The 15,982-nt window shown below is 36.2% G+C and carries 12 protein-coding genes; 11 read left to right on the top strand and 1 reads right to left on the bottom strand.

The genetic code is table 11. The features are described 5' to 3' along the window. Positions 1-64: 64 nt before the first annotated feature. From fabF to J8L70_RS04630, 8 genes are read left to right on the top strand one after another with little or no spacing between them, the layout of a single operon-like run. Positions 65-1,303, top strand: coding sequence for a beta-ketoacyl-ACP synthase II (fabF, locus tag J8L70_RS04665; protein ID WP_211054312.1), 1,239 nt, complete (start codon positions 65-67; stop codon positions 1,301-1,303). Between the two features lie 57 nt (positions 1,304-1,360). Beyond that, positions 1,361-2,173 carry an aminodeoxychorismate lyase gene (pabC, locus tag J8L70_RS04660; RefSeq protein ID WP_211054311.1) on the top strand — a complete coding sequence of 271 codons (813 nt, stop codon included), beginning with the start codon at positions 1,361-1,363 and terminating at the stop codon, positions 2,171-2,173. Continuing rightward, complete coding sequence (gene mltG / locus J8L70_RS04655) at positions 2,167-3,159, top strand: endolytic transglycosylase MltG (protein WP_211054310.1); 993 nt, start codon at positions 2,167-2,169, stop codon at positions 3,157-3,159. Before pabC ends, mltG begins: the two co-directional genes overlap by 7 nt. 6 nt (positions 3,160-3,165) lie before the next feature. Further along, positions 3,166-3,792, top strand: a complete 627-nt coding sequence (gene tmk / locus J8L70_RS04650) for a dTMP kinase (protein ID WP_211054309.1) — start codon at positions 3,166-3,168, stop codon at positions 3,790-3,792. A 1-nt stretch (position 3,793) separates the two neighbouring features. Beyond that, positions 3,794-4,711: a DNA polymerase III subunit gene (locus J8L70_RS04645; RefSeq protein ID WP_211054308.1), complete on the top strand. Its 918-nt coding sequence runs from the start codon at positions 3,794-3,796 to the stop codon at positions 4,709-4,711. A 13-nt stretch (positions 4,712-4,724) separates the two neighbouring features. After that, entirely contained in the window at positions 4,725-5,051 is a 327-nt protein-coding gene (locus tag J8L70_RS04640; protein WP_211054307.1) for a PilZ domain-containing protein, read from the top strand. 14 nt (positions 5,052-5,065) lie between these two features. After that, on the top strand, positions 5,066-5,845 hold the full coding sequence (locus J8L70_RS04635; RefSeq protein WP_211054306.1) for a YchF/TatD family DNA exonuclease: 780 nt from the start codon (positions 5,066-5,068) through the stop codon (positions 5,843-5,845). A 2-nt stretch (positions 5,846-5,847) separates the two neighbouring features. Then, positions 5,848-7,704, top strand: coding sequence for an alkaline phosphatase D family protein (locus J8L70_RS04630; RefSeq protein ID WP_211054305.1), 1,857 nt, complete (start codon positions 5,848-5,850; stop codon positions 7,702-7,704). Between the two features lie 173 nt (positions 7,705-7,877). Here the strand turns inward: J8L70_RS04630 and rsmF are convergent, their stop codons facing one another. Next, positions 7,878-9,332, bottom strand: coding sequence for a 16S rRNA (cytosine(1407)-C(5))-methyltransferase RsmF (gene rsmF / locus J8L70_RS04625; protein ID WP_211054304.1), 1,455 nt, complete (start codon positions 9,330-9,332; stop codon positions 7,878-7,880). A gap of 555 nt (positions 9,333-9,887) precedes the next feature. On the opposite strand from rsmF, the gene J8L70_RS04620 reads away from it, so the two are divergent. From J8L70_RS04620 to J8L70_RS04610, 3 genes are all read left to right on the top strand, one after another. Beyond that, the gene (locus J8L70_RS04620) at positions 9,888-12,938 is read left to right on the top strand and encodes a hypothetical protein (RefSeq protein ID WP_211054303.1); all 3,051 of its coding nucleotides are present in this window, start codon (positions 9,888-9,890) and stop codon (positions 12,936-12,938) included. A 61-nt stretch (positions 12,939-12,999) separates the two neighbouring features. Beyond that, positions 13,000-14,091: a hypothetical protein gene (locus J8L70_RS04615; protein ID WP_211054302.1), complete on the top strand. Its 1,092-nt coding sequence runs from the start codon at positions 13,000-13,002 to the stop codon at positions 14,089-14,091. 9 nt (positions 14,092-14,100) lie between these two features. Beyond that, on the top strand, positions 14,101-15,972 hold the full coding sequence (locus J8L70_RS04610; RefSeq protein WP_211054301.1) for a hypothetical protein: 1,872 nt from the start codon (positions 14,101-14,103) through the stop codon (positions 15,970-15,972). Positions 15,973-15,982: the final 10 nt, after the last annotated feature.

The raw sequence follows: 15,982 nt of genomic DNA, 5'->3' as shown, positions 1-15,982 counted from the left end.
GTATTTGTGACTCGCACTTTGAGGTTGCTTGGATATCTCGTAATTCCCACAATGGAGGCAAACCGTGGCTAAACGTCGTGTTGTTGTAACAGGCTTAGGAATGTTGACGCCGCTAGGTAATGATGTGCAATCAACCTGGCAAGGTTTATTAGATGGTAAAAGTGGCATTCAAACAATTAGCCACTTTGATACAACTAAATTTGGAACCAAATTTGCAGGTTTGATCAATGATTTTGATGCATCTGCTTATATGCCAGCAAAAGATGCTAAAAAAATGGATTTATTCATTCAATATGGCATTGCTGCTGGTGTTCAGGCATTACAAGATTCTGGTTTAGAAGTCACCGAGCAAAATGCAGCACGTATTGGTGTTGCTGTGGGCTCGGGTATCGGTGGGTTATCTTTAATTGAAGAAAACCACATTAAATTACTTAATAGTGGACCGCGAAGACTTTCTCCGTTTTATGTGCCTTCAACTATCATTAATATGATTTCGGGTCACTTGTCGATTATGCATGGCCTTCGTGGACCGAATATATCAATTGTGACGGCATGTACTACTGGTTTGCATAATATTGGCCATGCTGCACGTATGATTGCATATGGCGATGCGGATGCGATGGTTGCAGGTGGCGCAGAAAAAGCGTGTACACCCATTGGGATGGGTGGATTTAATGCTGCACGTGCTTTATCTACACGTAATGATGATCCGCAAGCTGCATCTCGTCCTTGGGATAAAGATAGAGACGGCTTTGTGCTTTCAGATGGTGCGGGTGTGGTGGTTGTTGAAGAATATGAGCATGCCAAAGCACGTGGTGCAAAAATTTATGCTGAACTGGTTGGTTTTGGTATGAGTGGTGATGCTTATCATATGACCTCACCGCCTGAAGATGGTGCTGGCGCTGCGTTAGCAATGGAAAATGCATTAAATGACGCACAAGTTAATGCTGAGCAAGTTGGTTATATCAATGCTCATGGTACATCGACTAATGCAGGTGACAAAGCTGAAACCTCAGCAGTGAAAAGTATTTTTGGCGATGCGGCTAAAAATGTAATGGTAAGTTCGTCTAAATCGATGATGGGCCACTTATTAGGTGCTGCCGGTTCTGTTGAATCTATCATTTCTATTTTATCTTTAACCGAACAAAAAGTGTCACCTACTATTAATTTAGATAACCCTGATGAAGGCTGTGATTTAGATTATGTTCCCCATACTGCCCGAGATGCAAAACTAGAGTTCTCTTTATGTAACTCATTTGGTTTTGGTGGTACTAATGGCTCGTTACTATTTAAAAAGGTATAATACTTTTTAACAACGATTCAATGATAAGAGCCCAGTTGTTTAGCTGGGTTTTTTTTTATGCATAAAAATACTCAAACAATATTAACAAATGACAATAGCGGCGTTAATGTAAGAGACCGTGGTTTTAATTATGGGGACGGCTTTTTTACTACGGCTAAAGTCGTTAATGGCGTTGTGCAATTATGGGCACTTCATAAAAGTAGATTAATAGAATGTGCTTCTCGGTTAGATTTTCCTGAGATTGACTTTGCACACTTAGAAGCCCGTATTGGAAAATACATAGCCACTCAGACTTTATGTGTGCTAAAAATCGTTATTACACGTGGTTTAGGTGGTCGTGGCTATGCTAGCCCAAAAAGCTGCCATTTAACTATCGTATTAACGATTACTCAATTCCCAGAACACTACCATTCGCTACAAAAAACAGGCATTAGCTTAGGTGTTAGTAATATAAAATTAGCATCGCAACCTTTACTGGCTGGTTTAAAAACGTTAAATCGTTTAGAGCAAGTATTAATTAAAAATGATATGAAAAATGTGCCTTACGATGATGTGCTGGTATGTGATCAGCAGAACCAAATAATTGAAGTTTCTGCTGCTAATATCTTTATTATAAAAGATTCCATAATTTATAGCCCTTTGCTTAATGAGTGCGGGATTAATGGGGTTTATCTGCGCTCATTATGTGATAAGTTATTGATTCAATTTAAAACCCTTTCTTTAAATGATGTACTTCAAGCCGATGGGGTGTTTATTTGTAATAGTTTAATGGAAGTAGTGGCTGTGAATTGTATTTTAGATTGTCAGTTTAATGTGAGTAATAGCGTATTGATATTTAAACAACTTTTAGCCAAGGAGAGCCAGTGTTAAAGATCATACTTTCTACGTGTATCGCTATTTTAGTTGTATTATGTGTTGTGTACCAGCAGTGGCAAACGGCACTATTTGCACCGCTTAATGTAGATAAAGCCACGCAGTTTGAAGTAAAAAAAGGAATCGGTTTTAATCAGTTATGCATGCAATGGCAAAAAAATGGCTGGCTTGAACATTGCTTACCTTATCAACTGATGGCCAAGTTAAATCCAAGGTTGACTGACTTAAAAGCAGGCCTTTATGAATTGACTAATGAGTCGATTATACAAAATATAAAAAAAATAAATCAAGGTCAGCAAATTAGCTTTAGTTTTACAATTATCGAAGGGCAAACACTCAACGAAGTGATCGCCAATATTACTAAACACGATAAACTGACCGATGATTTAGATAGAAATAACTTATCGACTCAGATTGCAAATAACGAAGAGAATTTGGAAGGCTGGCTCTTTCCTGAAACGTATCATTATCACAAAGGTGATACGGCCAGTAGCGTATTAAAACGGGCCAGAAGCAAAATGGACAATGTATTATCGCAAGCATGGCAGCAACGCCAAAGTGATTTACCTTTAAATAATGCTTACGAGGCACTCATTTTAGCGTCGATTATTGAAAAAGAAACGGGTGTGGCAAGTGAAAGATCAACGATTGCATCCGTTTTTATAAACCGCCTAAATAAAAATATGCGACTACAAACAGATCCGACTGTGATTTATGGGTTAGGTGAGCGTTATGATGGGGATATTAAACGTAAAGATTTACGAGAGTATACGCCATATAATACCTATCGTATTAATGGGCTACCACCGACACCTATTGCGATGCCATCTGAAGCCGCTATATTTGCAGCGGTTAATCCAACTACATCATCGTTTTATTATTTTGTTGCAAAAGGTAATGGCGATGGAAGTCACCAATTTTCAGTCTCATTAGAGCAACATAATGCGGCAGTAAGAAACTATTTATTAAATAATAAGAATTAAATTTTTATGAAAGCAAAGTTTATTGTTATAGAAGGGCTTGAAGGAGCAGGTAAATCAACTGCTATTTCATTATGTCAGGAATTTTTGAATCAAAATGATATTAATTTTATTAATGTTCGTGAACCTGGGGGTACACCGTTAGCTGAGTCGTTGCGTACTTTAGTTAAAGCTGAACATAGCGAGCAGGTGGCGCCTGAAACTGAGTTGTTAATTATGTATGCGGCGCGCTCGCAATTACTACATAATGTAATTAATCCGGCACTAGCAAACAATCAATGGGTGTTAGCCGATCGTCATGATCTCTCTTCACAAGCTTATCAAGGGGGTGGGCGTGGTATCTGTGCTGATACTCTTAATTCATTATCTGACATGGTTTTAAAAGGTTTAAAACCCGATTTAACGATTTATCTTGATATAGACCCTGTTGTTGGCCTTGAAAGAGCAAAAGGGCGCGGTGAACTCGATCGTATAGAGCAAGAAGCCGTCAGCTTTTTCACCCGTACGCGTGAGCGCTACCTTATGTTAGCGAATGCCGATGAAAATATAAAAACAGTGAATGCAAATCAACCTATATCTTTGGTACACAATGATATTACTCGTGTGTTAACTGAGTTTTTTCAAGGGTTAAAATAATATGTCTTTACCTTGGCTGCACAATGTTGAATTACGTTTAGCTAAAAGCTTTGTATCACAACGTTTTCATCATGCTCAGCTTTTTAGTGGTTCAGTGGGGGTTGGGAAGTTTTATTTAGCTGAACAACTTGCAGATGCTTTGTTATGTCAAAATATAACTTCCCAAGTAAGTGGGGGAACTGGCAAGTTAGTCGCTTGTGGTCATTGTAAAAGTTGTGGTTTAACCAAAGCGGGTACTCATCCTGATAAACGATTAATTCAGGCAAATGGTCACAGCATTGGTGTTGATGATATTCGAAAGATTAGTGAGTTTATGAATCACTCATCAGCACAAAATGGGAATAAAGTTGCGGTGATAGAAAATGCCGACAAAATGACAACGGCTTCAGCTAATGCGTTATTAAAAACATTAGAAGAGCCTAGTAATAGGCGTTATTTAATACTAACGACAAGCCAGCCTTCACTATTACCTGCAACGGTATTGAGTCGGTGTGTTAAAACACCTATAGCGGTGACCGATACACATTTATCGCAAAGTTGGTTAACATCTTTAAATATTCCTATTTCACCTGCGCTAAGTTTGTTTTACACTCAACCTTTGTTAATTTCGCAATGGCAGCAATTAGAACAACTAGAAAACATTGAAAAGTTGTATGAATTAGCTATAAATTTTACACAACTAGAAGACTTTGATAACTTAATTGTGCTTATTAATAAGCAGCCTGAATTAATAAAGATTTTTATATTATTTTTAACACAAGAAGTAAAAAATAAGCTTGCAACAGTAAATGATTACGATACTTATCAACACCTACAACAAACACTTACTGAGTTTTCAAAAAATAGTAATCAAGTACTTGGGTTAAATTTACCTTTAGCGATTACTAAATTAGCCTACTGCTTACGTAAAATAGAATAAATTAGGAGAGAGTGTGCAAGAGTTATTAGTAGATATTGAAGATACAGACGAATTATATCGCTGTTATATGCCTTTTGTAAAAAAGGGTGGGTTATTTGTCCGTACTAATATGCATTATGATATCGGACATTCTTTAGCTTTAAGAGTAACACTCCCTGATGCACTAGAGGATGATGTTGTTACAGGTAAAGTTACTTGGATAACCCCACAAGGCGCGCAAAGTTCCAATCCTCCAGGAATTGGTGTTAGTTTTATTGATGATAAAACGAATCTTAATATCAAAATCGAAAAGTTATTAGGGACTATGTTAAACTCTGCTAACCCGACTTATACCATGTGAAGAAAGAAAATATTGTGATTGTAGATTCTCATTGCCATTTAGATCGTTTAGATTTTGAAAAGCTCGACTTAAATTTAGATCAAGTATTAGATAATGCCCGTGCAAAACAGGTTGAACATTTTTTATGTGTGAGTGTCACACTCGAGCAATTTCCTGCCATGCTTGAAAAAATTAATGCTTACAAAGATGTTTCTGCATCATGTGGTGTTCATCCATTGGATCAGAAAGATGCCCTTAATAAGCAACAGCTCATTGAATTAGCATCGCATGATAAAGTGGTCGCGATTGGTGAAACTGGTTTAGATTATTATTACAGTAAAGATACCCATAGCGTGCAACAAGCTAGCTTTGTTGGCCATATTGAAGTGGCAAATGAGTTACAAAAACCATTAATAATTCATACCCGTGATGCACGTCAAGACACAATAAATTTAATGCGTGAACATAATGCAGAGAATTGTGGTGGTGTTTTGCATTGCTTTACAGAAGATTGGGATATGGCAAAAAAAGCGATTGATATGGGGTTTTACATTTCAATTTCTGGGATTGTTACTTTTAAAAATGCAGTTGAACTGAAAGAGGTTGTAAAGCAACTCCCGCTAGATCGTTTGCTCATCGAAACAGATTCTCCCTATCTTGCACCTGTACCGTATCGTGGAAAAACGAATCAACCCGCTTATGTTGAAGATGTTGCTTATTATATTAGTGAGTTAAAAGGCATTAGTTTTAATGAATTAGCACATGCGACAACAGAAAACTTTTACTCTTTATTTAAACTGGCAAAGCAAGTTTAAATATGAATCACAAGACGATGCACTTACCTGATATTCTGATGGGACCTATGGTGCGTCGTGTTGAAACTGACTATGTTTGTATTCAACTTATCACTACTAAAGCGTTGGTTTGTAAGATTGAATTAACGCAGTTTGAAAGTTATAGTCAGCAAGAAAGTATTGCATTAGGTACTCACTTATTTCTTCATTTTTTAATTATAAAGCCAGTCAATGGCAGCTTTCCTGTAGATACTTTACTAGAATATTCGTTATATATTAATTATGAATTAATCGATCCAACGCCTTGGTGTTTAAAAGGCTGTGACTCTTTAGGGTTTGTGATAGGAAAACAGCTAACCTCAATTTTACATGGCTCATGTAGAAATGCTCATCATCCTGCAAAAGATAGCTTGGTTACAGCAAGTCATTGGCATGCACAACAGCGCAGTGATAATGAGGTTGGGGCGCAATTGCTTTTACTCAGCGGCGATCAAATTTATGCTGATGATGTGGCTGGGCCTATGTTATTGGCAATTCATAAGATTATTAATGTTTTAGGAATATACAAAGAACAACCTTTGGATCTCAATTTACCCAACGATATTGAACTGCAACTCTATAATCGCCAAAATTTATTACCAAAAACCCCTTGGCAAAATCGTTCTAAATTAGGTGTTGGCTATTGGTTAAAAAAAGATGAACCACATTTTTCGAGTGTTAAAGCGTTTAACCATTTAATTCATTTTGAAGAATTTATTGCATTATATGTTTTAAATTTTAGTGCGAGTGTGTGGCAATTAATTAATACAGAGCAGTTAAATTATAAAGGTTCAGATCCTAAGTATCGTGTTATTTTTGATTTAGAAAAACAGGCATTAACAGAGTTTATTACTGGCTTAAAGTCAGTAGAGCAATTATTTGCGAATGTATCTAGCTTGATGATTTTTGATGATCATGATGTGACTGATGATTGGAATTTAACGGCGGGTTGGGAACAAGCAATAAACCAAAATCACAGTAGTAAACGAATTATAAATAATGGCTTAACAAGTTATTGGCTGTTTCAGGGAATGGGGAATGACGCACTTATTAAAACGGAGTCTTTGCTTTCACCGTTTAAAGGCTGCCTTATAGACAATACTTGGTGTTTTAAAGACTTCGATACACTATTGAATCAATTTAATTATTGGCATTATGAGCTTTCTACAATTCCCAAAGTGGTTGTACTTGATACCAGAACACACCGTTGGCGCAATGAAAGTAATTTTAATGAACCCTCGGGCCTACTTGATTGGGAAAGATTAGTTGAATTGCAAGAAAGCTTATTAAGCCATAATAAAGTCATTATTGTTTCTGCGGCCCCCGTATTTGGAGTTAAATCGATAGAAGCAATACAAGCCTTATTTAATATGTGCGGACAACCATTAATGGTTGATGTAGAAAACTGGATGGCACATGAAGGCTCTGCAAAAAAGCTATTAGATACCTTTAGACGCAATGATACACCAAGCGAAACACTTATTTTATCTGGGGACGTTCACTACTCTTTTTGTTTCTCCGTGCAAAAACGTTTTAAAGATCACCCCAATAGAATTTGGCAATTAACTGCCAGTGGTATTAAAAATGAATTTCCGCGTAAATTAATTAATATTCTCGATAAATTAGATTCAATTTTATATGGCCCTAAAAGTCCGCTAAACTTTTTTACCAAACGCTGGCATATGGAAGTGGATAAACACCAAACAGTGGGGGAAGGGCAAAAGTATTTAGTTAGCGATTCTGCTATTAGTTTAATCGATTTACAGCAAGGGGATTTAGCACGTTATAGGCTGCTTCATGGGGCTGGACATATTACAGAGTTTGATTTGCAAGACCAATAAAAATGCCCAAAGCAGGTTTGGGCACAAAATGGCTAGGGGCCGAATAGGGAAAACTTTCAATTTCAATGGGAGAAGTAGAAAGTAATTTTAAGTTTAGCCAATAAGATTGAAATTGCATAAATAAATTATGCAATGAAAAGTTATTAACCACTCAGCCTTAATTAAATTATGCGTTATAGCTTTGAATCCCAAGTAATTAGCTTTGTATTTTGTACTAAATCTCTGGGTAGGGAATTTTTTATCTTGTTTTTCTGCCACTTCCCTAAGCCAATAGGGCATCCGCATAAATTTAATATTACTTCTCCTGATGCGTTTATTGATTGCTCTAAGCGAATGTCTTTACCGTTAAAATAGTCGTTAGCTTGTATGCTATTGAGCTCGTATACATTTTTTGTACATTGACTACCTAATACCGTTGCAAATTCGTGAGTTAATCGAACACCATTTTTATGAATAATCCCAACTTGTATACCAAGGCGGGCATACTTTATTTTATTTTCTATACTCGAAAAACCAGCAGGGAATAGCCATAACTCTTTGTCTCTACGCATCAATTTTCCAGGCAGCGCAATTAAGCCAAACTGCTTTTTAAGATCAGCTAAAAAACTATTCGTTGCTTTGTTATCAAATAAAGTAAACGGGAAAGCGCCTTTTTTAGTTGTTATATTTGGGTTTGAACAACTGGCTATTTTTTTAAACTTAGCGATGAAAAAGCCTTCACTGTCAAAGGTTTGTGGCCAAACATGCAAGTAACCTTGTTCTGTGCAAGCCTTGTGGGCGTTATCAAACACAGAGGCTAATGATTCAGTTTCGATATATTGACCAAATTCATTGAGTAGGTAATCACACACATCTTGATTTTCTAGGGGAGTTAACGTACATGTTGAATATACCAGTGTTCCACCTGGCTTAAGTGCATAAAACGCACTTTTAATTAACTCTTTTTGTACTTTAGCAATATCTCTATTTGACTCGATGGACCAGTTTTTTAATGCATCACTGTCTTTTCTGACAGTCCCTTCACCGGAGCAAGGTGCATCAAGTAAAATTTGATCAAAACATTCAAACATGTAGTTACCAAATATAACACCATCAAAGTGCGATAATGCACAGTTACCGACTCCCATTCGTTTTAAAGTAGCACTGAGTACTTTGAGTCTAGATGATGATAATTCGTTTGCTACCAGCACACCTTGGTTATTCATTAATGCAGCGAGTTGAGAGGTTTTTGATCCCGGCGCTGAAGCCATATCTAAAACATAGTTATGTTCATTTTTTTCAATGTTTTCTTTAAGTGCCAAAGGAGGAAGCATTGAACTTGCTTCTTGAACATATATTGCACCGCTAAGGTGTAGATCAGTATTGCCTAAGGCTAAATTTTGTTCTTCTTCTTGCGGGCGTTCAAGCCAAAAACCTTCAGTACACCAGGGTATTGGTGTTAGTTGCCAGTTTTTTTTATCAGCATATGCTTTAAATTGAGTTAGTGATATTTTTAACGTGTTAACACGAATAGATTTTCTAAGTGGGCGACGACAAGCCGCAATAAAATCATCTAAATTGAGGTGCGCAGGTAAATAAGTTTTAACATCATTAATAAAATGTTCGGGAATATAAGTATTAGCATTCACGCGTTAGGTCGCTCGAAGATAAAATTAGGACAGCAATTTTAGCATTATTATTAAAGCTTGGCTGTGATAAACACCACTTTGTGATTTAAAAATTTAATGTAGAAGCATTGAACGGTTATCACTTTTACATTGGAATAAAAAAATACAAGGTTTAATAGAGTAAAATAGTAACCAAAGTAGTGAGTGTACCGATTTTCGTTAGTAATCTTGCACTTAAACAAAATAAGCCAGATATTTGTTTATATAATATAGGTTAAAAGTATTAATTTCAGTCCTTTTAGATGGAATTGTTTTTTGTAATGCAAACTTAATAATCAAAATGTAACCTAAAATACATTATATTTTTATTGATAACGTGTTAGTTTATGTAAACGGATGTTATTTTTAATTATTATTTTTATCAAAATCAATTAAAAATAATACTAAATAACTAATCTTTTTAAAGGGTTTTCTAAGGTTATTTATTTTGAAATTAAATTGTAAAACTAAGCAAGTACCTTTTTTATATACTACATTGGTAATTGTAAATTAATCGATGCTATCAAGGAGAAATAAATGGCAAGTCATAAAAATAAGTTTACACCAATTGCTGCTACAGTTGCATTATCATTAGGATTAGTAGGGTGTGGTTCAGATAATGATAATAATGTAACTGTTGATAAAGCGGTTACTTATAGCTCATCTGAGACTATTAGCTTTAGTACTGAAGTAAGTGGTAAAGCAATCAAGGGTGCATTAAATAATGCGGTTGTTAGTGTTTCTATGTTAGATGAATCTGGTGAAAGTACACCCGTTGCATTTCGTTTAGAGCCTTCAACAGACGGTGAAAGTTTTACAGGAGAAGGTTTATCACAAGAAAGTGCCGATAGTGAACTTGCTTCTGCCATTCTTGCTTCTAATCCAGAAACTGTTTTAACTGATGATAGTGGCGCTTATAGTATTTATTTAGAAGATAGCTTTACAGGGGCGGTATATATTACAGTAACTGCTTCTGCAGATGGCGATGATAGTTTAGTTCGTTGTGATTCATACACAGGTTGTGGCACATATGATCAAGCTTATACCCCAGAGTTACCAAATGATGGTGATTTAAATATTGAATTTGGTGAGTGGTTTAAAGCTGATATTGAACTTTCTGTTGTAAAATATATTGCTCCAGCTGATGCTGATTCTGGCTCTGCTTTAGGTGATTTAGGTGTTACAAGTGCTAATACCGCGAATGTTAGCTTTTTAACATCAATCATCTCTAATCTAATGTTAGGTTCATCTGTTGATAGCTCGGCTGTATCAACATCAACACTTCAAGCTGTAATCCAAATACTTGGCCGTGATGCGGCATTAACACTAGCGCCTGTATTGGCTGATTTATCTCTTTCGGGCGGTACAGATATCAGTTCGCCTGATGGTACTGAAGAGTTAAATGCTAGTAACTTACTTATGGCGCAATTCTCATCTGCTGTACAAAGCATGACTGGTGAATCAATTAATGATCTTATTAGTACATTCTCTTCAGCTGTAACTTCAGGTTCATCTGTTGACAGTGATGATGCTTCAATTGCTGCTGATGATGATGATGTTGCTTCAATTACAGCGTCATTACAGCAAGCTGTTACAAATACAGTAAATATCTTTGTAGCTATTTTATCAGGTGATCAAGCGCAAATAACAGCTGCATTAACAGCGGCTTATTTAGCTAATAACCCTGATGCATCTGAGGCAGATATTGCAGCTTATATTTCTGAAACTCAAGCAGCCGTTGAAGCATCTATAACTGCAGCGATTGAATCTGGCTCAGCAACAAGAGAAAGCTTATTAGCTGCTGCTGAAGAAGCACAATCTGCTCTAGAAACTTTAGGATGTACTTCTGATTGCGAAATTGACGATGCATTTTATGCTGATTTAGCAACTACAGTAACAACGGGAATAACAGCTTCTGAAGTAACACTTGATAGCATTGAAGAAATGGTTATTACAGCTCAAACTGATTTAGAGACGGCTCAATCATATAATGCTGAAGGTGTTATTGTTGATGATGCGTCGGCATTAGCATTTACTGTAGCAGTTGATTCTTTAGTTGCTTACAGTGAAGCTGCTGATTTATTAGTTAAAACAACTCGCCTATTCACGACAGCTCAAGGTTATGTGTCGGTAGCTGATTTACTTGTAACACAAAACAGCGATTATCAATCTATTGCTGATTCTGCTTCTGATTTACTAAGCGGTGCGGAATCTGAAAATAGTAAAGTGCTTACATTTAACGATGATTTAGCTGACTTAGTTGCAGAGGCTGATGCAGTAAAAGAAGAATATGATGTTGTGGTTGCTTCAGCAAGAGAAACTGCAAATTCTTTATATGCTGCAGCTATGCTTAGTGAAGAGACTGCAACTGCTGCTGAAGTAGCTTCAGAAAATGCTATCTTAGCGGCTGATGTTAGTTTATCAAACGCAGAAGAAGCAGCTGCTGGGTTAGTTTTAGCTGAAGCGGCGGTTGTTGCATCTTCAGAGTTTGAACTTGCTATTATGGAATTTGAAACTGCGCTTGAACAAGCAATCTCGGCGGCAACTGAGTATGCTGGTGTTGCTGAAACGGATGAAGATGTTGATGCTGCAGCTGAATTATTAGCTTCGTTAGAAGCTTATGATACTGACGCGCAAAGCGCACTTGCTACTGATCAATTTGCACAAGCACAAGCTTTAAAACTTGCTGCAGAAAATGCTGTTGCTAAATTTACCGTGTTAGAATCTGTTGTTTCAACAACTGATTCAGTTGCTACTATGACAGTTTTAACTCACACAGGCACTGAGTCTGTAGTAGATGCTGCAGACTTAATCATTGATGTAATCGATGAAATTTCTGATATGGGTGATAATGCTTCAGGTATTTCAGCACGTAATGAAAACTGGACTTATGACTACAGCGTTGATGAATTACGTCTTTCATTAACTAACGAAACGTCAGGTGAAATGATTACTGCTAATGCTTCATACGAAGGCGAAAAATTAGTAATTGCTTGGGGTGCGACATTAGTAGCTGAGTCAGGCGCAACTATTGAGTTTACAACTCAAGACGATACTGAAGCTGCGTTAACTGAGTGTGTTGCATACGACACAACAGCGATCGTTGGTTCATGTTTAGTAGTTTCGTTTGATAGTGATGTTACTGCAGATACTGTCGATGATGCTGAAATCGTAATGACTCAGTCTTACAATAATGTTGTTATTACTGATGGTGATTCTGGCTTTAGCGGTACTTTAAGTCATTCTACCGATGAAACAGCAATGGTTGACTCAGTAACACTTGACGGAATGTCAGGTGATGTTGATTTCTCTGTAATGGGGACTTACAACTACGCTGATTCAGAAGCTGAAATGGATATGATTGATATCATGGTTGATTCTGTAGCGGGTGTAAGTGCTATGGGTTACCACCTATCTGTAATGCGCACTGAAGGTGCGGATTTTGAAGGTTCTATCTCTGCAGATTATGCTGATAGTTCAATGGTATTTGGTACAGTTACTGAAATTGTAAATGGTATTTCTGTAACATACATTGACGAAACAACGATTGATTATACAGATGTTACATTAGTCGATATGACTAAGTAATCGCTATAATATTAAAGGGAAAAGCCAAGCTTTTCCCTTTTTTTATGGAAAACTATTAAATATGAAAAAAAAAATTCTGCTTCTAGGATTTTCAACCAGCTTATTATCTCCATTTTTATCTGCAAATAATCAATTTGAAGTTTTTACAAATTTTGATTCTGAAATTTATACCGAAGCTCAACCAATCAAAGCATTTATTGATGATTTCGATGCCCCTTTAACATCCGGTGATAGTGCGTTCACTTATAATTTATTTGAAATCGGTGCGGGTTACGGTGGCTTTAAAATAGGTTTACAAAGTCGATTTGATTATGTACTTAATTTTGATCCCGATACAGCTTTGTATACGCATACAGAAAAAAATGACTTACCTTTTGAAGAGCGTTTTTATACTTATTATTTAGATGCAAAACAGGTTACTTCAAATGGGGTGTTTGTTTCTTATGATTTTAAGTTATTAGAAGATAATGCACTAACAATTACACCTAAGCTATCGGTGTTTGCAAGTACCCATTATCAAGATGGTACAGTTGACGGCCATATCTACAGCGATGAAGTAGAAGGCGACATTGATGTTGATTATTATTTTTCAAAAGATATTTTATTTAAAAAATACACACCGTCAAATAACCCCGAAAGTATAGGTTATAGTTTTGATATTTTTGCAAACTGGCAGGTTAATAATGATTTACAAATTGGTGTTAGCGTAAAAGATTTATTTTATAAGGCAAAATACGATAACAGTGGTTATGTTACAGGACAAGCAGTTGAAGTGCCTTATGGGGTTAATAGTGATGGTAATGTAATTAGTCAACCAACGGTTTCTTTATCTACATCCGACAACAATAATACACAATCCCATGACTTTGAAATGAAAATGAGGGTGCAGGCTTTTGCCGATTATCGTATTAACGATTGGTTTTCGACAGCCCTTACTGTTAAACAATACGATCAGGATACGTTCTCACAATTAAAGGGGCGTATACATTTTTGGGACCATTGGAAAGTACAAGCAGGGTATGAATCTAAAAGTGAAGCAATGCTTTTTGGTATTGAAAATGATTATTTTGGTTTAAATCTACAAACTGATAATTTTGATTTAGATAAAGCTTATTACGCCAATATTAATTGGTACATTAACATAAAGTTTTAAGGATTTAAGATGTTAAATAAACTATTACCTTTAGGGCTTGCATGTTTTCTTTTTGGTTGCGGCGGTTCTTCAGATAGTGCCAGTTCAAATGAAATCAGTACATCAATTACTTCATCACCCGCGACAGTTGGTTTTTACTTGCCTAACTGGCAATCTCCTAAAGGAACGCTTGTAACCAAGAATTTTCAGGGAGATGTACTGAGCACAATCGAAGTTGAAGATATAAATGCATATAGTTATAGCAGTGACGCACTTACATACCTTGTTTTTGAGTTTATTCCATTAGATTCAACAGTTACTTGTCCTAGCTTTACTGGATGTGGTCGGGTTGCGAGAGGTGATGACAATGATGTAAATGATAATGCGCTCATTGATTATCAGGAAAATACAGATAGTGTTTTAACTTATCAGACCCAAGCATTTATGGCGCCTGGAGCAAATGAAGTATTTTTCTCACCGATGAGTACTTTATTAGTACAAAAAACATTATCTGCAGAGCTAGCAAGCCTTTCTGCTACAAGCTTTAATCATGTATCTCATAGCGCCCTTAATGATACACAAGAGAAAGAAATTATTGCAAATGCATATACTTATGCTGCTATCGTCGCACCATCACTTGATAGTAACTTTAGTTTATCAGATGCCTTCACTGATTTTGTAGTAAATGGTAAACCTGACGAATCATGGGATTTATTTAATCAACTTGCGAAGCAATACTTATCAAGTAATTTATTTAACGAACAAGGTAATGTACTGATACAAAGTGTTGTCGGGGATGCACTACAAACACTATCTAGTATCTCTACATTTTCTGATTGGGAACAACGCACTAACGATACACCTGAATTAGAGTCCCGGGATCTTCTGGTTAATACGCGTAATGTTTTAGCTATAGCGAGATTACAAGAAGGTACTTTTAATGAAGAGTTAGATATTAAACTGTCTGAGTTAGAAAATGCATTTGATGATGAGGCGAAAAATACATTAACGGTACTATCGAAAGTAGTGAATATCGTTCTTAGTGAATACTCTCCTTTGAGCGATAATCCCCCTTCATCAGGGGTGTATATTTTAGAAGACCTTACTATAGAATATAGTAGTTCGCCTTATTCTTGGTCAATAATAGGCTCTTTTGATGGTCTTCCTTTAAATATTGATTTATCAATACCTAGTTTTCGTATTAGTGGAGTTTTAGGAAATCGTATTGAAGGCGTCATGAATGCATCAATAATAGATAACGATACGATATTAAATGTTGATGTTTCCGATTTCGTCATTGAGCTTGATGGTATCAATGATGCTGTTGATGAAACTGATACAGGCATTGCTGAACTTAACACTGATATTGTGATTATAAAACCCGATAGTGAATTCACCGCTAATTTATTTGTAAGCTTTGATCGTTCAATTACATCTTCAAATAGCGAATCCACAACCTTATCAAGTTTAGAATTGATTGGTTTATATTCAAGCAGTGTACAAACGACAGGTTTTCATATAACAGCAATCGAAACAACTCCGTTTATTGGTGAAGACAACGATGATTTAGTATTTTCAATCGAGCTAGATATGCCAATTGGTGGTGCTAGTGACTTTGTATTCGGTTATGTTGGAAATGTAACGCAGTTATCAGATATTTCTTCGGGTGATGTATACATAAGTATAAACCAAAACGCATTAGACATCTCAGTTCGAGAAGTAAATGATAATATTAGTTTAGTTATTAAAGGCCAATATGGTCGTTGGTTAGATGTAAAACAATCTGGCAGTGATTATAGTGGGGGTCTCTATTTTGGTGATACTAAAATAGGGGATGTCACCTCAGTTAGAGGTTTACCTGGAGTCCAGTTTGATAATGGCGACTTTGAGTCATTATTTTAATTGTTTAGCC

The sequence above is a fragment of the Pseudoalteromonas sp. MMG010 genome (genome assembly GCF_018100905.1).
In the GTDB taxonomy this organism is placed as follows: Bacteria; Pseudomonadota; Gammaproteobacteria; order Enterobacterales; family Alteromonadaceae; genus Pseudoalteromonas.
The sequence above is the reverse complement of the archived record's forward strand: the minus strand, read 5'-3'. Positions and strand labels throughout refer to the sequence as shown.